General features: G+C 49.3%; 17 protein-coding genes and 1 tRNA gene. 10 read left to right on the forward strand and 8 right to left on the reverse strand.

The window, feature by feature from the left end:
- Nucleotides 1-171 precede the first annotated feature (171 nt).
- Together rnr and HMPREF0645_RS09235 are read left to right on the forward strand one after the other, a co-directional pair.
- A complete protein-coding gene (rnr, locus tag HMPREF0645_RS09230) occupies nt 172-2370 on the forward strand; it encodes a ribonuclease R (RefSeq protein WP_007174712.1) in 2199 nt (732 codons plus the stop codon).
- Between the two features lie 170 nt (nt 2371-2540).
- Entirely contained in the window at nt 2541-3518 is a 978-nt protein-coding gene (locus HMPREF0645_RS09235; protein WP_007174713.1) for a type I phosphomannose isomerase catalytic subunit, read from the forward strand.
- 806 nt (nt 3519-4324) lie between these two features.
- Here the strand turns inward: HMPREF0645_RS09235 and trpS are convergent.
- The 4 genes from trpS to HMPREF0645_RS09255 all read right to left on the reverse strand — a co-directional run bounded on the left by trpS (nt 4325) and on the right by HMPREF0645_RS09255 (nt 7220).
- A complete protein-coding gene (trpS, locus tag HMPREF0645_RS09240) occupies nt 4325-5416 on the reverse strand; it encodes a tryptophan--tRNA ligase (protein WP_007174715.1) in 1092 nt (363 codons plus the stop codon).
- Nucleotides 5417-5679: 263 nt separating this feature from the next.
- The gene (locus HMPREF0645_RS09245; RefSeq protein ID WP_044123495.1) at nt 5680-6051 is read right to left on the reverse strand and encodes a desulfoferrodoxin; all 372 of its coding nucleotides are present in this window, start codon (nt 6049-6051) and stop codon (nt 5680-5682) included.
- Between the two features lie 215 nt (nt 6052-6266).
- A tRNA-Gln gene (locus HMPREF0645_RS09250) sits at nt 6267-6337 on the reverse strand.
- Between the two features lie 166 nt (nt 6338-6503).
- Entirely contained in the window at nt 6504-7220 is a 717-nt protein-coding gene (locus tag HMPREF0645_RS09255) for an ABC transporter ATP-binding protein (RefSeq protein WP_007174717.1), read from the reverse strand.
- Between the two features lie 144 nt (nt 7221-7364).
- On the opposite strand from HMPREF0645_RS09255, the gene HMPREF0645_RS09260 reads away from it, so the two are divergent.
- Genes HMPREF0645_RS09260 through HMPREF0645_RS09270 form a run of 3 tightly spaced genes read left to right on the forward strand, consistent with a single transcriptional unit; the run spans nt 7365 to nt 10887 of the window.
- The gene (locus tag HMPREF0645_RS09260) at nt 7365-9011 is read left to right on the forward strand and encodes a DUF6377 domain-containing protein (protein ID WP_007174719.1); all 1647 of its coding nucleotides are present in this window, start codon (nt 7365-7367) and stop codon (nt 9009-9011) included.
- Between the two features lie 60 nt (nt 9012-9071).
- A complete protein-coding gene (locus HMPREF0645_RS09265; protein WP_007174720.1) occupies nt 9072-9473 on the forward strand; it encodes a hypothetical protein in 402 nt (133 codons plus the stop codon).
- 55 nt (nt 9474-9528) lie between these two features.
- Entirely contained in the window at nt 9529-10887 is a 1359-nt protein-coding gene (locus tag HMPREF0645_RS09270) for an MATE family efflux transporter (protein ID WP_007174721.1), read from the forward strand.
- 6 nt (nt 10888-10893) lie between these two features.
- On the opposite strand, the gene HMPREF0645_RS09275 is transcribed toward HMPREF0645_RS09270, so the two are convergent.
- On the reverse strand, nt 10894-11850 hold the full coding sequence (locus HMPREF0645_RS09275; protein WP_007174722.1) for an alpha/beta hydrolase: 957 nt from the start codon (nt 11848-11850) through the stop codon (nt 10894-10896).
- Complete coding sequence (locus HMPREF0645_RS09280) at nt 11840-12790, reverse strand: YitT family protein (protein WP_007174723.1); 951 nt, start codon at nt 12788-12790, stop codon at nt 11840-11842. The genes HMPREF0645_RS09275 and HMPREF0645_RS09280 overlap by 11 nt, the downstream gene beginning before the upstream one ends.
- 228 nt (nt 12791-13018) lie before the next feature.
- On the opposite strand from HMPREF0645_RS09280, the gene argS reads away from it, so the two are divergent.
- The 5 genes from argS to HMPREF0645_RS09305 all read left to right on the forward strand — a co-directional run bounded on the left by argS (nt 13019) and on the right by HMPREF0645_RS09305 (nt 17374).
- Complete coding sequence (gene argS, locus HMPREF0645_RS09285; protein ID WP_044123549.1) at nt 13019-14836, forward strand: arginine--tRNA ligase; 1818 nt, start codon at nt 13019-13021, stop codon at nt 14834-14836.
- Between the two features lie 170 nt (nt 14837-15006).
- Nucleotides 15007-15471, forward strand: coding sequence for an RNase H family protein (locus HMPREF0645_RS09290; protein WP_007174725.1), 465 nt, complete (start codon nt 15007-15009; stop codon nt 15469-15471).
- A gap of 409 nt (nt 15472-15880) precedes the next feature.
- Nucleotides 15881-16525 carry a hypothetical protein gene (locus HMPREF0645_RS09295; RefSeq protein ID WP_007174726.1) on the forward strand — a complete coding sequence of 215 codons (645 nt, stop codon included), beginning with the start codon at nt 15881-15883 and terminating at the stop codon, nt 16523-16525.
- Nucleotides 16526-16527: 2 nt separating this feature from the next.
- Nucleotides 16528-16812 carry a winged helix-turn-helix domain-containing protein gene (locus tag HMPREF0645_RS09300; protein ID WP_044123550.1) on the forward strand — a complete coding sequence of 95 codons (285 nt, stop codon included), beginning with the start codon at nt 16528-16530 and terminating at the stop codon, nt 16810-16812.
- Between the two features lie 202 nt (nt 16813-17014).
- Nucleotides 17015-17374 (forward strand): DUF1893 domain-containing protein, encoded by a 360-nt coding sequence (locus HMPREF0645_RS09305; RefSeq protein ID WP_007174728.1) that lies wholly within the window; start codon nt 17015-17017, stop codon nt 17372-17374.
- Nucleotides 17375-17421: 47 nt separating this feature from the next.
- Here HMPREF0645_RS09305 and HMPREF0645_RS09310 read toward each other — a convergent pair whose 3' ends face one another.
- On the reverse strand, nt 17422-19134 hold the full coding sequence (locus HMPREF0645_RS09310) for a Na/Pi cotransporter family protein (protein WP_007174729.1): 1713 nt from the start codon (nt 19132-19134) through the stop codon (nt 17422-17424).
- Between the two features lie 271 nt (nt 19135-19405).
- Nucleotides 19406-19833: S1 RNA-binding domain-containing protein (locus HMPREF0645_RS09315; protein WP_007174730.1), on the reverse strand; the 428-nt coding region annotated here is incomplete at its 5' end.

Genomic DNA, 19833 nt, shown 5'->3' on the forward strand with positions numbered 1-19833 from the left:
TTCAATTCTTTTTTGTTAATTTGCAAGTATATAACAGAGGTTTCATGGTGAATCTGCTTTTTGCAGGTTTGTTTTTCCCACGCAGGGCACATGGATATGACGCAACGCTTCTGTGGGGAGCCCAAGAAGAGATAGACCAGCGAAACCTCCGAATTCTTAAACACCAAAACTATGGCAAAAGCAAAGAAAGCCGGCAAGCGTATCAACAAGAAGCAACTCTCCGCAATGCTCGAGGGACTCTTCTCTACGCAACCGGGAAAGACGCTGTCGCTCAAGGAAATCTTCCGAACATTAGGTCTTAACACTCACCCCATGAAGATGTTGGCTATCGACATCATGGAGGAGATGACATGGGACGACTTCCTGGACAAAGTGGGCGACAACGCGTATGCGCTCAACACCAAGGGACAAGTGCAGGAAGGTAAATTTATCCGTAAGCTGAACGGCAAGAACTCTTTCATTCCCGACGGAGACGACAAACCCATCTTTGTGGCCGAACGCAACTCGAAGTCGGCCCTCACGGGCGACTGGGTGCGCGTATCGTTCAACGCACGCCGCCGCAACCACATCAAGGAAGCACAGGTCATCGAGATCATTGAGCGTGCGAAGGACGTGTTCGTGGGACGACTGCGCGTGGATAAGGATATCGCATTTCTCACCCCGCAGAACGATGCTCTCGTGCACGACATCCTCGTTCCCAAGAACAAACTCAAGGGAGGGAAGACCGGAGACAAGGCTCTGGTGCGCATCATGAAATGGCCCGATGAGGAGCATCGAAACATTCTGGGCCAAGTTATCGACGTACTGGGCAAGAGCGGGGATAACGATGTGGAGATGAACACAATCCTGGCACAGTACGGACTGCCCTATAAATATCCTAAGAATGTAGAGAATGCCGCAAAAAAAATCAGCGGAGAGATAACGCCACAGGACAAGGCTGAGCGTGAGGATTTCCGCAACACGTGGACCTGCACCATCGACCCTGCCGATGCCAAGGACTTCGACGATGCCCTCTCGCTCAAGAAATTGGACAATGGTCTTTTGGAAGTGGGTGTGCATATTGCTGATGTTTCCCACTACGTTGCCGAGGACAGCATCATCGACAAGGAAGCCAGGAAGCGTGCAACGTCGGTCTATCTTGTAGACCGCACCATTCCGATGCTGCCCGAACACCTATGCAACTTCATCTGCTCGTTGCGTCCTGACGAGGATAAACTGACCTATAGTGCAGTCTTCACGCTCGACGAGGACGCCATGATACGCGACTTCCGGCTGGTACACACCATCATTCGGTCGAACCGCCGCTATGCCTATGAGGAGGTGCAGAAGATTCTCGAAGACAACGGCGTGGTGGATGGCACCGGACAGCCGGCTCCGGAACCCAAGGGTCGGGCTTACAAGGGCGACTTCGGTTGGGAGCTGTGCATGCTCGACCGCTTAGCCAAGAAACTGCGCGCAGAGCGTTTCAGGAACGGGTCCGTGAACTTTGATTCCGAGGAACTGCATTTCGATGTTGACGAAAAAGGGCATCCCATCCGCGCCTATTTCAAACGGTCGAAAGATGCCAACAAGCTCATCGAGGAATTCATGCTGCTTGCCAACAAGACCGTGGCGGAGAGTTTTGGCAAAAAGGTGCGCGGAAAGAAGCCCAAGGTGATACCTTACCGCGTGCACGACAATCCCGACCCGCAGAAAATGGAAAACCTGCGCGAGTTCATTGCCAAGTTTGGATACAGGGTGAAGACCGACGGCACCAAAACCGCCATGGCCAGAAGCATCAATAAACTGATGGATGCCTGCGATGGCAAACGCGAGGAAAAGGTCATTCAGAGTGTGGCTCTGCGGGCTATGATGAAGGCCAAATACTCTGTCCACAACATCGGCCACTTTGGCCTGGCCTTCGACTACTACACGCATTTCACATCGCCTATCCGCCGCTATCCCGACACCATACTCCATCGTTTGCTCACGCGCTATCAGGCGGGAGGACGTTCGGTTAATGAGAAAAAGTGCGAATCGCTCTGCGAACACTGCTCTGACATGGAGCAAATTGCACAGAATGCCGAGCGCGACTCGATAAAATATAAAATGGTGGAATTCATGGGCGACAAGATCGGTGAGTGCTATGACGCCCATATTAGTGGCATCACAAGCTACGGCATTTATGCCGAGATTGACGAGAACCACTGCGAAGGCATGGTGCCCATGCGTGATCTCGACGATGACTACTATGACTTCGACGAGAAGAACTTTATTCTCGTTGGCCGCCGCCGCCATCATAAGTATCAGCTTGGCGACCCCATACGCATACAGGTGGCTCGCGCCAACTTGGAGAAAAGACAGCTGGACTTCACTTTGGCAAAAGATTAACTGCCTATAAACGGCTGTATGTGCTACGCTTATATCCCACGCGCCAGGTCTGTGTGTCAGACTTGGCGCCGTCGATATCAGAGTCTTGGCCATCGTGTATTGCACTTGACGGAGGGATGTGAATGGAACGCAATACATGAGCCACTAATTTCTATGAAGCAAAGAATCAGATGATATACCAGTTTCAACCTATTCTCAAACAAACATTATGGGGTGGCGATAAGATTGCCACGCTAAAAAACATCAAGGATGCCCCGACCCATGTCGGTGAGAGCTGGGAAATTTCCGGAATTGAAAACAGTGTTTCCGTGGTCTCGAACGGTCCGGAAAAGGGAATGACTCTCACGCAGCTCATCGAAAAACATGGCCCAGACCTGTTGGGGCAGCGCAACTATGAGCGCTTCGGAACCGAATTTCCACTGCTCATCAAAATTATTGATGCCTGCCAACCGCTCTCCATTCAGGTGCATCCCAACGACGAAACAGCCCGGGCGCACGGTCATGCCCGGGGAAAAAGCGAAATGTGGTACATGTTGCCGTCTGAGCCGGAGGCGTCTATGTATGTAGGGTTGAAAAACGACCTCACACCCGATAATTTTATGAACATGGTGGCCGACAACACCATCTGCGATGCCCTGATGCGCTACAATGTTTCGGTGGGCGACTGCTTCTACCTGCCTGCGGGTCGCATACACAGCATCGGAGCCGGATGCCTGTTGGTGGAAATACAGCAGACAGCAGACGTAACCTATCGCATCTATGACTTCAATCGGCGCGACAGCAACGGAAACCTTCGTCCACTGCACGTGGATCTTGCTGCCGAAAGCATTGATTATCAAGCCCAACCCGACTACAAAACAAAGTATACTTTGACCAATAGCGGCTGCACTCCGCTCGTGGACTGCCCCTATTTCACCACCTCACTGTGGACCATCAGCCACAATGACCTGATGGAGTGCTCCGACCTTGACTCCTTCATCGTGCTCATTTGCACTGCCGGAAGCGGAAGTATTATCGAAAACAAAGGTTGTGAACAACACATCACAACAGGCGACACGCTGCTTCTGCCCGCCACCACCAACGAAATAGAGTTTCGCGGCAACATGCAGGTCATCGAAACCCACGTTGCACAAGATGCTGGAAAATAAGACTTTTCACTGGGAACAAGCCATCTGACATGTGGCCAGATATGACAAATCCCCACCTCTCAATATTGAGGTGGGGATTTGTGCTAACCTAAAAACTAATCTTTAATTTACCTAAAACTAACTAATAACCTAAATGAAAACCTAAAACCTAATCTTAAACCTAAAAACTAAAAACCTATATGAAACAATCTACTAACCTTAATCTTTTTCTATTTTTGTACTGTCATTCGGAAAGTGTCTCATCAAGACCTTGTTTCCTTTTGACAATGCAAAGGTAGGGCGAATTGCGGCACAATCCAACTATTTTAGACTGATAATGGTGAAAAATACCCTTTTCTTGACCTAAATCAATATTTTGTGTTCGCACACAAATGTTAAAAGGGTACTGACAAAATGTGGGGGAGTATCAAAATGTCACCCTATAACCCGTCATAGAAAAGCGTTGGATTACAGGAGATTAAGTCATGTTAAAGACGTTGATATATACATCATTTCCGGTGGACTATTCCCGATATACCTGATCACGGAGCATGGCATAGCAAATCCAACTAAAAGTCGGCATGAGCACAATAGTTTGGAGGGGTAGGGGAGTAAAAAAAGAACTTTTCTTATATCGTTTCGCGGCCGTGAGACGCTTGTCTTCCGCCCGCAGTACAAGTGGATTTCGTCCGCAGTACAGCTGTATTGCGGACGAAAGAAGTTGTCAGCAGGAGCTAATCGTCAAGCTCCTGCATCCTCAAGTATGTGTGATTCCATCTGCAAGAAGGCAGGTGGACGGATGAAAGCAGGCAGGCGGAGGCGTGGATTTATGCCTTTCTGAATTTCTCGGCCTGCTCCTTGATAAGCTCGGCATCTTCGAAATAGTCAATGCGCATGGCGGCGCGCACCTCGTCCATGGTCTGTGCGGCCACGGCTCGGGCATCGTCGGAACCTTGCTTCAGGATATTGAATATCTCAGGAATGTCCTGTTCAAACTCGTGTCGACGAGCACGAATAGGGTTGAGCATGCGGTTGATGACGTTGTTGAGGAGCTTCTTGCACTTCATATCACCAATGCCGCCGGCCGTATAGGCTGCCTTCAACTCATCGAGGTTGGCAAAATCGGGCCAGAAATCGGCGAAATCCTGATCGTTAGAGAAAGCGTCAAGATAGGTAAACACGGCGTTTCCTTCCACATGACCGGGGTCGGAAACGTTGAGGTGCGTGGGGTCGGTGTACATGCCCTTCACCTTTTTCCAAACGGTGTCGGCATCGTCCGAAAGAAAGATGCAGTTGCCGAGGCTCTTGCTCATCTTCTCCTTGCCATCGGTTCCGGGCAGCCGTCGGGCCTTGGCATTCTCGGGCAGCATGATATTGGGTTCCACAAGCACAGGTGCATAGGTCTGGTTGAAACGATTGACAAGTTCGCGGGCAAGTTCCAACATGGGCTCCTGGTCTTCTCCGGCCGGAACCGTTGTTGCCTTGAAGGCCGCGATATCGGCAGCCTGCGACACAGGATAGCAGAAAAATCCGAGAGGAATGGAGTTGTTCTCGAAGCCGCGCATCTTTACCTCTGTCTTCACCGTGGGGTTGCGCTGCACACGGCTCACGCTGACAATGTTCATCAGGTAAGTGGTGAGTTCAGCCAATTCGGGTATGCGACTCTGGATATAGATTGTGCATTTTTCCGGGTCAAGTCCGGCAGAGAGGTAGTCGAGGGCTACTTCCATCATGTTCTGTCGAATCTTTTCAGGGTCGTCGGCGTTGTCGGTCAGAGCCTGTACATCGGCCATGAACACAAACATACGGTCGTAGTCGCCCTCGTTCTGAAGCTGCACGCGACGGCGCAGACTTCCTACATAGTGTCCTAAATGAAGTTTGCCGGTAGGACGGTCACCGGTCAAAATTATTCTTCCCATATCTGTTAGATTTCTTGTTTTCGTACAAAGGTACGTCTTTTCAATGGAAAAGAGGGGTGATTAGCACTAATTTATAAGCAAGAGTGTGATTTTTACTTCTTTGCGGTAAGGTTAACTGCGATTGAGCTGAGCACAGCAAGTCTATACCTATAATGGTTCCTCGGATGTATTTTTTTGAGAGACGACTAAATCAAAAAAGCAGGAGATAGTCATCAATGAGTGATGACTACCTCCTGCCTGATTATGTTTTCTGTGTTATGGTCTTATTTCTCAGCCTTCCACAGTCCGTGAAGGTTGCAGTATTCGCGGGCGCAAACGTGCTTGGCATCGGTCTTGAACTCTGCCACCGGTTTGTCGGTGGGGTCAAGATATCTGCGGAGAACTTCTTTTTCTGTAAGGAGTTCGATCCACTGGATGTAGTGTTCCTCGGTCATGGGATGCTCCACGGAGCCTACGGTCACGCGGTAGCCACCTTCGATGGCCTCAATCACGGGAACGTGCTTCTCGGTTGCTGCGTCGGTGGTGTTCTCTTTCAGCAATTCACAATCACATGCAAGCGCACTTTCGCCTGCTACCATTACCTCTACGATGTTGCCTGTTGAGGCACTCTTATAAATTTCGTTTCTTTTTGCCATAGTTGTTTTATTCATAATGTTATATTGCAAATATAGGGAATTTTCGTGAAACAAACAAGTATTTTATTGGATAGTTTTCAAAAATAAGTAAAGTTTTACCATATTTTAATAGGCTTTGTACCCATCGTCGATGGATCCTTGTTCTTTTACGGAGAGAAATTTCATGTGTGGAAAGCAAAATGCCAAGCTTTTTGGGAAAGCTTGGCATTCGTGTGTTGTCCTAGGCGGATTCGAACCACCACAAACAGAACCAAAACCTGTTGTGCTACCATTACACCATAGGACAGTAGAAGAGTGATGATGCTGAAACTTCAGCGGTGCAAAGGTAGAGCTTTTTTGGGCTATTACCAAATTTTTCTGATACTTTTGTGTATCAATGGAAAAAGCCATGGTATCACAGTGCGCAAAAATTGTGTTTCGGAAGTTCTTGGAATCCGTCGGGATTCCCCTTGTTAGATGAGTTTTTGCAGGTAGCTCTCCAGTTCCTTCTTGGAAATTTCCCGAAGGCCTTGCTCCAGCATGAGCAGTCGGTCTGCATAGTGCAGGGCAAGATTCAAATCGTGTGTGGAAAGCAGTATGGTCTTGTTCAAGGAGTTGGCCATGAGGCGCAGCATCCTCATGATCTCCACCTTGCTGGGATAGTCGAGGAATGCGGTGGGCTCGTCGAGGAGGATGATAGGAGTTTGTTGCGCCAGTGCCTTGGCTATCATTACCTTCTGGCGTTCTCCGTCGCTCAGGGCATCAAAGCGACGGTGGGCAAAGGCCGAGATGCCTACCTGGGTGAGTGCGTTGTTAACTATTTGTCGGTCTTCACGACTGAGCCGTCCGAAGAATCCGGTATAAGGCAAGCGCCCCATGCCCACCACTTGTTCCACGGAGAACTGCCGCACGTCGGGCAGTTCGGTTAAGACTACAGCCACCCTTCTGGCCATTTCTCCCTTCGACAGTTCAGACACGACTTTTGTGTCGGTATCCCCGCCTTGCAACGCAACTTCGCCCTGCAGCATGGGTTGCAGGCCGGCAATGGTGCGAAGCAGGGTAGACTTGCCCACCCCGTTGGTGCCAAGCAGGCAGGTGAGTTGCCCGCTTTGCACCTCACCGTTGAGGTTGCCGGCAATGACCTTGCCCCGGTAGCCTATCGAAAGCTGGTTGATGGTGATGGTCTTCATGCGACTACAAAGGTAGGGCAAAAGGATGGGAGCACAAAACGGAGGTAGGATTATCTTGAAGTCGACCGTTAAAAAACATGTGAATCTTTGGTATGAACTCAAAAAATTCGCTACCTTTGTCTACAGACGTCATCAATCACTTGTATGAATAACAAAAGCCTCCTTATACCATTATTATGTTTTCTTATCTTCGTACCAGGCTATGCCAGGGATGAGCGGATCGATTCTCTGCTCCAACGGATTGACCAGGGCATAGACAACATTCAGCAGTATGTGGATATCAGAGAACAGCGCATTATAGAACTGAAAGGCCAATATGCCGAGGCTCCCGACGACCGACGACGCTACGACATAGCTTTCGGACTGTATGAGGAGTACAAACCATATGTCAACGATTCGGCAGTGTTCTATCTCAACAAATGCATCGCACTGGCATATCGCATGAAAGATACGTTGAGAGTGAACGAATGCCGGGCTTGGCTGGCACTACGATGCAGTAATACGGGAATGTATGACGAGGCTTTAACTGTGCTCGGCAATATCAACGAGTCGGCTTTGGACGAGTGGGGGCGTGGCATATACTACTATGCCCGTGCCCATGTCTATGGTGAACTGGCCTATTACACGCGATTGCCCGATATGAGGAGAGAATATGACAGCCATGCCCAACACTATCGCCAGCTGGCCTTGCAGACGCTGCCCAAATACAACAACAACCGTCTCCAAATACTGGAGCAAAAGCTGCAGGCAGACAAAAAGTTCAAGGAGTCGATGGCACTTAATGATGAGTGGCTCAAGCGGGTGGAAAAGGGGTCGCACCCCTATGCGCTGGTAGCGATGTACCGCTATCTTGAATATAAGAATGTGAATGATACCCTGCAGATGATGCGCTGGCTGGCAGAGTCGGTGTTGGCCGATGTTACCAACGGCGTCATGGATCAAGGTTCGATGTGGGAGATGGCCAACCAGTTGTTTTTGACAGGCGATGTAGACCGCGCGTACAAATATATTGGGTTTACCAGCGATTGCGCCGCTCGTTTCGGGTCGCGGCAACGCTTGTCTCAGATTTCACCACTCCTCTCTGACATAGCCCATCGGTACAAGACGGAGAATGCGGAATACAACCGCCGGCTCAGGTTAACCTTGGTTATTATCAGTGTGATGACACTGTTGCTGCTTGCCTCGTTGCTTTATGTGAATCGTCAGCGCAGGCGATTGGCCGAGGCGCGCGACGATTTGTCTCGAACCAACGGCATGCTGTCGGGGCTCAACGACAGGTTGCGGGAATCCAATCGGCAGTTGCAGGATGCCAACCGGGTTAAGGAAGAATATGTGGGACGGTTTATGAGGTTGTGCTCCAGTTACGTAGATCGGTTGGATGATTTCCGCAGAAAGGTGGGTCGTATGCTGAAGAACCGACAGCTCGAGGAAATTCACGACCTGACCCGGTCGTCCCAGTACAAGGACCAGGAGCTGGACGAGTTGTATGCTAACTTTGACTCTGCATTCCTGCATCTGTTCCCCAATTTTGTCGATGCGTTCAACGAACTGCTGAAGCCGGAGGAGCGTGTGCTGCTTGACGACAAGCTCCGCCTTAACACCACGGTGCGCATCTTTGCACTAATACGCTTGGGAATTGACGACTCCAGTAAGATCGCTGACTTTCTACACTATTCAGTGAACACGATATACAACTATCGAGCACGAGTGAAGAATGCTTCTCTCGTCGATCGCGACACCTTCGAGGAACGGGTGAAAAACATCGGTACGGGCGAAGCAGGGAGTAGGTAGCCCCATACGCTCCGTATCTAAAGAATGATTCCAATTTGATTCAACCAACGTATTATCATTATGTTACAACGAGATTACTTTCTCCGTTTGATAGAAGAATTTCAAGCAGCCCTCACTAAATTCTTGGAGAAGCCTGAAGGAGACAAGAAAGATTTGGAGCTAAGGGACCTTTACCGACAGTATGTGGGGAAGTACGATGACGTCCGCAACCTTTCTTTTGACGAGCTTATAGCCTACAGCCACGAGCAGTGGAAGGATGACGAGCGGATGGATAGGCTGAACTTTGTTGCCGAGTTGCTCTATTCCGAAGCCTGTTGCAAGGCCAACCCCTTAAGGGCAATACTCATGGAAAAGGCCTTCAAGGTCTACACATACCTCGATGCCAACAGCGGTATTATGTCGATGGAACGACGGCGGAAAATGGAAAATATCGTTAGCGAGATAGGAAACGTCAAGGAATAGAGCTTGTTTCCCACGTAAAAGTGTTATCTTTGCACCGTTTTCAAGATAACAGACCATGTCGAATATTAATGATATGACCGTAGGATCACCCACCCGGGGCATCCTGCGCTTTGCCTTGCCGTTGATTTTAGGCTACATTCTGCAACAGATGTATCATATTATCGATGCCTCCATCGTGGGGCATTGGGTTGGTGTCAATGCACTTGCAGCTGTAGGCGCATCAACATCGGTGATGTTTCTGGTGATGGGTTTCTGCAATGGAGCCTGTGCCGGCTTTGCCATTCCCATTGCACAGGCCTTTGGGGCCAAGGATTTCGCGAAGATGCGAGCCTACGTTGCCAATGCCATGCGCATTGCCTTGGTATTTGCCGTTGTCATCACCTTTCTATCGTGCATGTTGTGTTCCAGAATTTTGAAAATCGTGAACACGCCCTACGATATCTTCGACCAAGCTTGGACATTCCTATTTCTGATGTTTCTGGCCATCCCCTTCACGATTGCCTACAATCTCCTTGCAGGGTTTATCCGTGCACTGGGCAACTCCAAGCAACCTTTTTATTTTCTCATCTTCTCATCGCTGTTTAACATCTTGCTCGATGTGGTGCTCATTATGTGGATGAACCTCGGTGTGATGGGTGCCGGTATTGCAACCTTGATGGCTCAGGGATTCTCGTCACTGCTCTGCTGGATATATATAAAAAGGAAGATGCAACTGCTTATCCCGCAGGGCAGGGAGCGGGTGTACGACAACAAGAAGATAAGTATTCTTCTCAACAATGGTGTGCCCATGGGACTGCAGTTCAGCATTACCGGTATCGGCATCATCATGCTTCAAAGTGCCAACAATGCCTTGGGCACAGTATATGTTGCTTCGTTTACAGCAGCCATGCGTATCAAATATCTCTTCACCTGTGTATTCGAGAATACCGGGATGGCCATGGCTACCTACTGTGGACAGAACATTGGTGCAGGAAAAGTGGTGCGTATCAAGCAGGGCGTCTATTCAGCCATCAAGGTGATGATGGTTTATTTTGTCTTCACCGTGCTCATTATCTATCCCTTTGCCGACGATATGATGATGATGTTTGTCAGTGCTGATGAGCACATGGTTATCGAAAACGCAGCTTTGCTCATGCGCATAGCCAGTTATTTCTTTCCCATGCTTGGGTTGCTCACCATCTTCCGTTATAGCATTCAGGGACTGGGATACAGCAACCTTTCGATGCTTTCGGGTGTTATGGAAATGATAGCGCGATGTGGAGTGAGCTTATGGTTAGTACCGGCGTTGGCCTTTACGGGTGTTTGCTTGGGCGACCCCGTGGCATGGGTGGCTGCCGATCTCTTCCTCATCCCGGCTTTCATCATGCTTTACAAGAGGCTGAAGGCAAAGGTTTCTGTCAGCCCACAAATATAGTGCACCCTACAGATACCGCTCCACAAAACTCCTTACTTTTTCGGTATACTCCTTCTGATGGTCTTGGTAGCTCATGGCATGTGCCGACCCCCGTCCTATATACAATTCCTTGGGTTCGGTTTTGACTTGATAGAGGTCGTATACCATCGATGTTGGCACAAACGTGTCCTCATCTCCATGAATAAAGAGCATGGGCTTATGGCATTTTTTCACCTGCTCCAAGGGAGAAGCCTCGCCAAACGACCAGCCATATAGCAGGTTGCACAGCAGCGAAGTGGTGTACATGATAGGAAACTCGGGTATACCAAACTGTTCTTTGAGTTGCGCCCTGAACTCTTCCCATACCGAGCTATAGCCACAGTCCTCTACAAAGCATTTGACCGATGCAGGCGTACTGTCGCCCGACACGCCCATTGTTGTCGCAGCCCCCATCGACACGCCGTGCACCACAATCGATGCGGCATCAGTGCTGTCGCGCCACAACGAGTCTGCTATCGCTATCCATCGATGTACATCGGCACGATCCTTCCAGCCCATCTGAATCACCTTTCCCTCACTTTTTCCATGAGCATGGAGATCGGGCAGTAGCACGTTGAAGCCCAAGTCGTGGTGATACATATATCCCAAATACATGATATCCGCAGCATTGGATGTATATCCGTGAACCACCACAGCCGTGCGATTGCAATCTTCTCTTGCCGGGATATACATCGCATGGTGTTGCTCGCCGTTATCCATCGTCACGAAAGTGTCGCGCAGGGCACTCACTTGTCGGAGAGAGTCGCACCACGGTTTTATCTCAGGATAATCGGCGTATAGCTTTTTGTACATCTTCTCATAGGAGCGAGTGTCGTTGTCGTCGGGCGTGAGCGAATACGAGAGCATGTATATACTGCCGCCCAACAGAACCAAAAATACCAGTCCCACTATCACCATGAGCCAGCCCATCCATTTATGTTTCATTTGAGTATTTCTTTCCTAATTGTCGGTTAATTTCTTCGATTCTCATTTTTCTCCTTACTCTCACACGGTCGAATCCCTGTCCATACGCGCCGATCACAGCACTCTGCGCCACAAAGGCTTCAGGGTCAATCTCGTTGATCAGGTCGAAGATAAACGCCGACTCGCTCCTTTTTGCAATACAGAAAATCACCTTGATATCCTTTTTGGAATAAAACCCATTGCCGTTCAGGGTTGTGCAACCCCGTGAAGCAATCTTGTTGATGGCTTCGCCAATCTCCTGAAACTTGTCAGAGACAATGAAGAACTGCACGCTTTGCCGCAGGCTGTTGACAACATAATCCACACAGAATGCAATCACGAACAACAGTACATAACTGTAGAGCACCTTCTCCCAGTCTCGAAGCACCAGATAACTCGACGTGATGATGGTTACGTCGCATAACAAGATGATGCGACCCAACGACACATCGCGGTACTTGTGAATGATGGCTGCCACAACATCTGACCCGCCGGTGCTGCCTCCCGACGACAATCCCAGTCCAACGCTGACTCCCATAAAGACACCTCCAACAATGCAAGCCATAAATTTCTGATCAGCCAGCAGGTGAAGTTCCGCGGGAATATATTGCTGAGCCATCGCAGTGCCAATGGTGAAAACAGTTACGGCATAGATCGTCTTGGCACAGAACTTCCATCCCAACACACGCAGGGCAACGAAGAGCAACAATGCGTTCAATACAAAATAGGTGTCTTGCACAGGTATTCCCGTACCCCAATAGACGACAGAAGCAATACCCACAATGCCGCCCATCGTGATTTCGTTGGGCAACAGGAACAAGTTGAGGCTTATCACACCCAGCAACATGGCAATGGCAAGGATGAGATAATCGTGTATGGTGCGGTAAATGGCCTTATGATTCCGGTGCTGTATTTCCATCATTGCAAGATAAGGTTATCTGTGTCATTCGATGTCCTATATCCAAGGGAATGAGGGCTTTCGGATTTCCCGCCGGCATCCCCGTGTCAAATCTTGTACAAAAATAGCGAAATAATATCTACACGGCAAGGATTTATCCTAAAAATATCGATTCTCAACGACCTATCTCTAATCTTTTTAGTACCTTTGCAACACTCACTTATGAATAACAAACATACACCGGTAAAATCGATGAATATTGAAAAGGCAATCAGTTCCGCAGTCCTCAAGGCTGTCAGCGAACTCTATGGGCAGGATGTGCCTGCAGACAAGATTCAACTTCAAAAAACCAAGGCTAATTTCGAAGGTAACCTTACACTTGTGGTTTTCCCCTTCCTGAAACTCTCCCGCAAGAAACCGGAAGACACGGCCAAGGAAATTGGTAGCGTCCTCGTGCGCGAATGCCAAGCCGTAGCAGACTTCAACGCTGTGGGAGGATTCCTCAATCTGGTCATTGCTCCCGACGCATGGATAGCCCTTCTCAATGATATAAATGCCGATGCGAAGTATGGCGAGACACCCGTCTCGGCCGACAGCAAGCTTGTGATGATAGAGTATTCATCGCCAAACACCAACAAACCGCTCCACTTGGGCCATGTTCGCAACAACCTTCTGGGTTGGAGCTTGGCTAAAATCATGGAGGCCAACGGCAACAAGGTGGTGAAAACCAATATTGTGAACGACCGCGGCATACACATCTGCAAATCGATGCTTGCCTGGAAGAAGTGGGGCAACAATGCCACTCCCGAGTCGGCCGGCAAGAAGGGCGACCATCTCATCGGCGACTACTATGTGGCTTTCGACAAGCATTACCGTGAGGAAGTGGCAGAATTGAAGGCTCAACTCATGGCCGAGGGACTCGGCGAGGAGGAGGCCGAGGAGAAAGCCAAGGCCGACGCTCCGCTTATTCGTGAGGCCCGCGAGATGCTCGTGAAGTGGGAGCAGGGCGATCCGGAAGTGCGCGAACTGTGGCAAACCATGAACAACTGGGTGTATGCCGGCTTTGACGAGACCTATAAGGCACTCGGTGTGAGTTTCGACAAGATATATTACGAATCAAAAACATACCTCGAGGGAAAGAAAAAGGTAGAAGAAGGACTCGAAAAAGGGCTCTTCTTCAGGAAAGAAGATAACAGTGTATGGGCTGACCTGACCAATGAAGGTCTTGACCAGAAACTGTTGCTTCGATCCGATGGCACCAGCGTCTACATGACCCAGGACATCGGCACGGCCGACCTGAGGTTCAAGGACTATCCCATCGACAAGATGATTTATGTTGTGGGCAACGAGCAGAACTATCATTTCCAGGTGCTCTCCATCCTTTTGGATCGCCTCGGCTTCAAGTGGGGCAAGGATTTGGTTCACTTTTCCTATGGCATGGTCGAGCTTCCCAACGGCAAGATGAAGAGTCGCGAGGGCACCGTGGTCGATGCCGACGACCTTATCGAAACCATGATTGAGGATGCCCGCAGAACCAGTGACGAACTTGGCAAGTTCCACGACATGGCCGAAGAGGAAAAGCAGGAGGTTGCCCGCATTGTTGGACTGGGTGCCTTGAAGTACTTTATTCTCAAGGTAGATGCCCGCAAGAATATGCTCTTCAACCCAGAGGAGTCGATCGATTTCAACGGGAACACGGGTCCTTTCATCCAGTACACCCATGCGCGCATCCGTTCCATCTTGCGTAAGGCTGAAGCCGAGGGCATCACTATCCCCGCCGAATTGCCTGCCGACTCTCCTCTGAACGAGAAGGAGATAAGCCTCATTCAGAAGTTAGACGAGTTTAAGGTGGCCGTGAAGGATGCCGGCGAGAACTACAACCCGGCCGGAATAGCCAACTATTGCTATGAACTCACCAAGGACTTCAACCAGTTCTACCATGACTATAGCATTCTCAATGCTGACACCGAAGCCCAGAAAATTACGCGTTTGGTACTGGCCGCGAATGTTGCCAAAACCATTAAGAATGCCATGGAGCTATTGGGAATTGAGGTGCCGGAAAGAATGTAGCAATTCAAAATTCATAATTCATAATTCATAATTGGCTAACGCGTTTGCAATTCAAAATTCATAATTCAAAATTAGCTGGCGCGTTGGCAATTTACCATTGCTTATACCTCATTCTTCCCTCTTCATTCTTAACTCTTAATTCTTCACTCATAACTCTTCCCTTATAATTTATGCTTCAAAACCCTCCAGATTATCGCCACGACACAGTGCTGCCCCTGCCGCCAGAAGTAAAAGCCAACGCTTGGGCCGTTGATGCAGCCTGCTCCGGCAATCCCGGGCCCATGGAATACCGTTGTATCGATCTTGCGACCGGCGCACAGGTGTTCCATTATGGCCCCGTACACGGGACAAACAATATTGGAGAATTTCTTGCCATTGTGCACGCCTTGGCGCTGATGGACAAACAGGGCATCAAGGACAAGGTCATTTATTCCGACTCCTACAATGCCATTCTATGGGTTAAGAAGAAAAAATGCAAGACCAAGCTTGAGCGTAATGCCAAGACCGAACAGTTATATCAGGTCATTGCCCGTGCCGAACAGTGGCTACGTGCACACGCCGTCACCACACCGGTTATTAAATGGGAAACCCAAAAATGGGGCGAGATTCCTGCCGACTTCGGTAATAAAAGATAAGCACCAACCCTCTGTAGGGGCATCCGATTTTCTTCATTGATTTCATCTTTTGGCTTCTTCGTTATCGTTTGACGAACGATAGACGCATGCATGCCGTCCGCAAGACAGTCGTCTGACGGCCGAAGTACGCTTGTATGTCGTCCGCAAGACGCTTTTGCTGAAACCTAATGACTATCGCGAAAGACACCCTTTCCACCGTCGTTTCTTGTTGATGCTGCAGCCCATGCCAAATGTTAAAATAAGGCTTAACATGAAAAATGTTTGCGAAATAATTTGGTTTATATTATAAACTTGTTTATATTTGCAGCGTAAACAAGTTTGAGACAGGAAAGGATCCGGCCTGCCGCCAAGTTGTTTGCTGAGCGTTTACATCACAAAATCATTCACTTACAACTTAAAAAGAAAAACGATGGAATCTTCAAACAACAACATGACTGCCGAGCGCAGTCTCGAAATCATCAGCCGTACCATTGAGGAGAGTCGTCAACGCATCACTCGTGGCAGCTGGAAAAGCATGCTGATATGGGGCGTGGCCGTTGCTATCATCGCGCTTACCGTGGGCCATCTGTGGAAGAACACCTCGACTGGAGCGGGCGCTAACGGGCTTTGGGGTGCCCTCGGTCTGGTGGCATTGGCCGAACAAAGATATGAGAAGAGACACCCGAAAATACCACAAACTTTCGTCAGTAAAACCATCTCGCAGATTTGGGGCAGCCTTGGCATCATGGCAGGCTCTATTGGTCTCTTTATGGGCATGCTGGCTTTGTTACAAGTGTCGATTCCCCTGCCCGTGATACCTGCCCCGAACAGTCCGGAAAGCTTTCCCCATACCCCCATCACTGCACTCATTATCCTGCTCATGGGTATAGCCGGAATGATTACCGGACGCATCCTGAAGAGCACCGCCATCACCGTATGCTGCTACATCGCTGGTATTTTGGGAAGTTTCCTCGCACTGGCCTACGCCGGTCCATACGAGATGGTCGTACTGGCCGGGGTGGCTGTCGTGGGGCTCATCGTGCCTGCATTAATCATCAAAACGAAGGAGGAGTAATGATGTTTGAGCCTCTCAATCCACTGCTACACAGCGAACTGCGATTAGCAATCATCTCTCTGCTCATGGATGTAGAGGAGGCCGACTTCCCCTATGTCAAGGAGCAGACGGGCGCCACATCGGGAAACCTGAGCGTGCAGATAGGCAAATTGGAGGAAGCCGGCTATATCCGTGTGGAGAAGACGTTCCGTGGCAAGCGCCCCGCCACCATCTGTCGCATCACGTCGAAAGGGCAAAAGGCTTTCGAGGAATATGTTGAGGCACTCAGGAGTTACATCAAGTCATGATGTGGAACCAAGTCTGACAACATCTGTCTTATCATCGCTCTCTTGAAAGTCCGGGAATAGTGGCCAAGCCGTACATTCCCGGACAGTTGGCACGATAGGCTGTATAGATGGTGGGCCGTTATTTTTTTCTTAATCCTTGACAGTCTTTCAAGTATAATTTCTTATATTTGCGAAAGATAACAACCTTTAAAGACCATGTCCTATGATGCAAGAACTAATTGACACGCTACATACAGAACAATGCTCACTTGTTGTCCTTCATGAAGGCAATATCACCACCTATGACGGTCACGGCGTGCGCCGTCTCTACAACATTATTAACGACGAGCCAGAACTCTTTCTTGAGGCCAAGTTGGCTGTGAAGGCCGTGGGACGGTCGGCAGCCCGTATGATGGCTGAAGGCGGTGTGGCCGAAGTCTATGCTGACGTGATCTCACAACAAGCTTACGATGTGCTCAACGATGCTGGCATTGTGGTGAAATACGAAAAAAAGGTGGATCATTCCACCTTTCTGAAAATATGGCAAAAACTTGGCGAGCTTGAGAAAGAGGAGATGGCATAAGCCTGAAGGCGATGCCATATGCTCCTCGGCCGGCGTTTGCCAGAATATTATATTTCGGCCTGTTTGATTCCCATGCGCGATTCGACCACATTCACCACGTAGTCGCCCAACTTCTCGCATTCCTGAATGATATCCATATACATCGTTCCCATGGAATAGGTGTAGGCATGATTGTTGATATCTGTAATGTTTTCTGTTCGAAGTTGGTTGCGGTAGTTGTTGATTTCGTTCTCGATGTTGAACGAGCGCGTTGGGTCAAGGTTTTCTTTATGGCCTTTGAGCAACACGATCATCTGGGCAAGGGCGTCATCAGTAAGTTCAAACATCTGGTGAATGCGCTCATACTGCGTCTCTGTGAAGTCTTCTTTGCTCATCTTCCTGCGTTGTATGGTGCGAGCCAGGTTGTTGCATGAGTCGCCAATGCTCTCTATTTCGGAAATTTGCCGGAGCATCGCCCTGATCTTGCCTTTCGTGTCATCGCTCAGGTGGGCACTGCTCACATGGTCAAGGTACTTGGCGATTTCAATTTCCATGTTGTCAGAGATATCCTCATACTTCTCGATCCGGTCGTATATCTTCTTGAACTTGTCTATATCCTCCACGCCCAGAAGCTCACGCACCATAGCAAACATGCGGTGCATGCGCTCAGCGAAGCTCTGCACCTCTTTCTGAGCCTCCAGCACCGAGAGTTCGGGAGTCTTCATGATTCCAGCCTGGATAAAGCGCAGACGGAAGTCCTCCTCGTCGACATTGGCGTTGGGCTTGATAATCCAGCACACCACTTTCTCAATCAGGGGGATAAACCAAATGAGTAAAGATGTATTCGTAACGTTGAAGCATGTGTGGAAGGCCGCTAACACAATAGGGAGTATGGCGGCCTTTTCTGCCTCACTATAACCTATCCCTGTTGGGTTGTAACCTACTAAGGAACACACCATATCGACAAAAGGATAGAACAGGAAAAGCACCCAGATCACACCAAACAGATTGAACACGAGGTGGGCAAGAGCCGCACGGCGAGCCTGAGTGTTGGCTCCGAGCGCCGCGAGGTTGGCGGTGGCGGTTGTTCCGATGTTCTCACCCATCACCAAGGCAATACCCAGATAGATGGGCAGCACCCCCGTAGAACACAGCAGAATGGTAATAGCCATCACGGCAGCAGAGCTTTGAACCATACAGGTGATGATCGTTCCTATCAGCAAGAATGTCAGGATGGACAGGTGGCTGCTGGTGTCAAAACTCGAAAAGAAGTTGATGGCACCTGAGTTATGAGCCAGATCCAACTCCTTGCCGGCATCGCTCAGCATAACCAACGAAAAGAAAAGGAAGGCGATACCAAATAGGAAGTCGCCTATATACCGACTCTTCTTACTGTATATCAGGATGATACCAAAGAGGAAAGCCGGGAACACCGCCATCGTAAGGTCTACCTTGAACCCCAGCGACATAATCCATGCCGTGAGGGTGGTACCGATGTTGGCTCCCATGATAACAGATATGGCCTGCGCAAGGGTGAGTAACCCGGCATTCACGAAAGACACCGTCATAACCGTTGTGGCAGATGATGACTGTACGGCGCAAGTAATAAATGTTCCGGTGAGTAGGCCGGTGAACCGGTTGGTGGTCATGGCCCCGAGGATATGTCGCAACTGCGATCCGGCCATTTTTTGAAGAGCCTCACTCATCACCTTCATTCCATAAATGAGGAGTGCAAGTGCCCCGAGGATCTTCATGAAAATAACAAAATAGTTCCCTTCCATCAAGACAATATCTAAGAAACAGTTAATACAAAACTGTTGCAAAGATAATAAAAAACCATTTCAAACCTTTGCCTTTTTCACCTTTTATTTTTTATACATCTTATATTTAACTAAACGCATGAGATTATTGATGAATGTCAAGCGATAAGGTCTGTTTTTCAGGTCATAACACCTGTCAGTTGGAAATCAAGTGAGCATACTGTTGTTCCATAAAAAACCCGCAACATCTATCGACATTGCGGGGGTATAGAGTGTGTCTTGCGACAATAGCTTACTCTTCGGTGTTCTCGTTTTCAGAGTTGTTGTTGTGCTCGAAGCGATGACGCTCACCACCGTTGTTGTTCTCACGGCGCGGGCGGCGATCGCCATTATCGCGGCGTGGACGACGTTCACGCTCGACATAGCCCTCGGGCTTTTCGAGCAGCACGCGGTGAGACAGCTTGTACTTGCCGGTCTTGGCGTCAATGTCGAGGAGCTTAACTTGAATCTTGTCGCCTTCCTTGATGCCTGCATCTTCTACCGTTGCAAGACGTTTCCACTCAATCTCTGAGATGTGGAGCAGACCCTCTTTTCCGGGAAGAATCTCTACGAAGCAGCCGTAGGGCATGATGCTCTTTACCGTACCTTCGTAGACTTCGCCAACCTCTGGTATGGCAACAATGCCCTTGATCTTGTTCAATGCGGCATCGATGCTTTCCT

The organism is Hallella bergensis DSM 17361, assembly GCF_000160535.1.
In the GTDB taxonomy this organism is placed as follows: Bacteria; Bacteroidota; Bacteroidia; order Bacteroidales; family Bacteroidaceae; genus Prevotella; species Prevotella bergensis.

Excerpts from the sequence above, each read along its gene's own strand:
- rnr (WP_007174712.1), top strand. The coding sequence starts at position 172 with ATGGCAAAAGCAAAGAAAGCCGGCAAGCGTATCAACAAGAAGCAACTC.
- HMPREF0645_RS09235 (WP_007174713.1), top strand. The coding sequence starts at position 2,541 with ATGATATACCAGTTTCAACCTATTCTCAAACAAACATTATGGGGTGGC.
- trpS (WP_007174715.1), bottom strand. The coding sequence starts at position 5,416 with ATGGGAAGAATAATTTTGACCGGTGACCGTCCTACCGGCAAACTTCAT.
- HMPREF0645_RS09245 (WP_044123495.1), bottom strand. The coding sequence starts at position 6,051 with ATGGCAAAAAGAAACGAAATTTATAAGAGTGCCTCAACAGGCAACATC.
- HMPREF0645_RS09255 (WP_007174717.1), bottom strand. The coding sequence starts at position 7,220 with ATGAAGACCATCACCATCAACCAGCTTTCGATAGGCTACCGGGGCAAG.
- HMPREF0645_RS09260 (WP_007174719.1), top strand. The coding sequence starts at position 7,365 with ATGAATAACAAAAGCCTCCTTATACCATTATTATGTTTTCTTATCTTC.
- HMPREF0645_RS09265 (WP_007174720.1), top strand. The coding sequence starts at position 9,072 with ATGTTACAACGAGATTACTTTCTCCGTTTGATAGAAGAATTTCAAGCA.
- HMPREF0645_RS09270 (WP_007174721.1), top strand. The coding sequence starts at position 9,529 with ATGTCGAATATTAATGATATGACCGTAGGATCACCCACCCGGGGCATC.
- HMPREF0645_RS09275 (WP_007174722.1), bottom strand. The coding sequence starts at position 11,850 with ATGAAACATAAATGGATGGGCTGGCTCATGGTGATAGTGGGACTGGTA.
- HMPREF0645_RS09280 (WP_007174723.1), bottom strand. The coding sequence starts at position 12,790 with ATGATGGAAATACAGCACCGGAATCATAAGGCCATTTACCGCACCATA.
- argS (WP_044123549.1), top strand. The coding sequence starts at position 13,019 with ATGAATATTGAAAAGGCAATCAGTTCCGCAGTCCTCAAGGCTGTCAGC.
- HMPREF0645_RS09290 (WP_007174725.1), top strand. The coding sequence starts at position 15,007 with ATGCTTCAAAACCCTCCAGATTATCGCCACGACACAGTGCTGCCCCTG.
- HMPREF0645_RS09295 (WP_007174726.1), top strand. The coding sequence starts at position 15,881 with ATGGAATCTTCAAACAACAACATGACTGCCGAGCGCAGTCTCGAAATC.
- HMPREF0645_RS09300 (WP_044123550.1), top strand. The coding sequence starts at position 16,528 with ATGTTTGAGCCTCTCAATCCACTGCTACACAGCGAACTGCGATTAGCA.
- HMPREF0645_RS09305 (WP_007174728.1), top strand. The coding sequence starts at position 17,015 with ATGATGCAAGAACTAATTGACACGCTACATACAGAACAATGCTCACTT.
- HMPREF0645_RS09310 (WP_007174729.1), bottom strand. The coding sequence starts at position 19,134 with ATGGAAGGGAACTATTTTGTTATTTTCATGAAGATCCTCGGGGCACTT.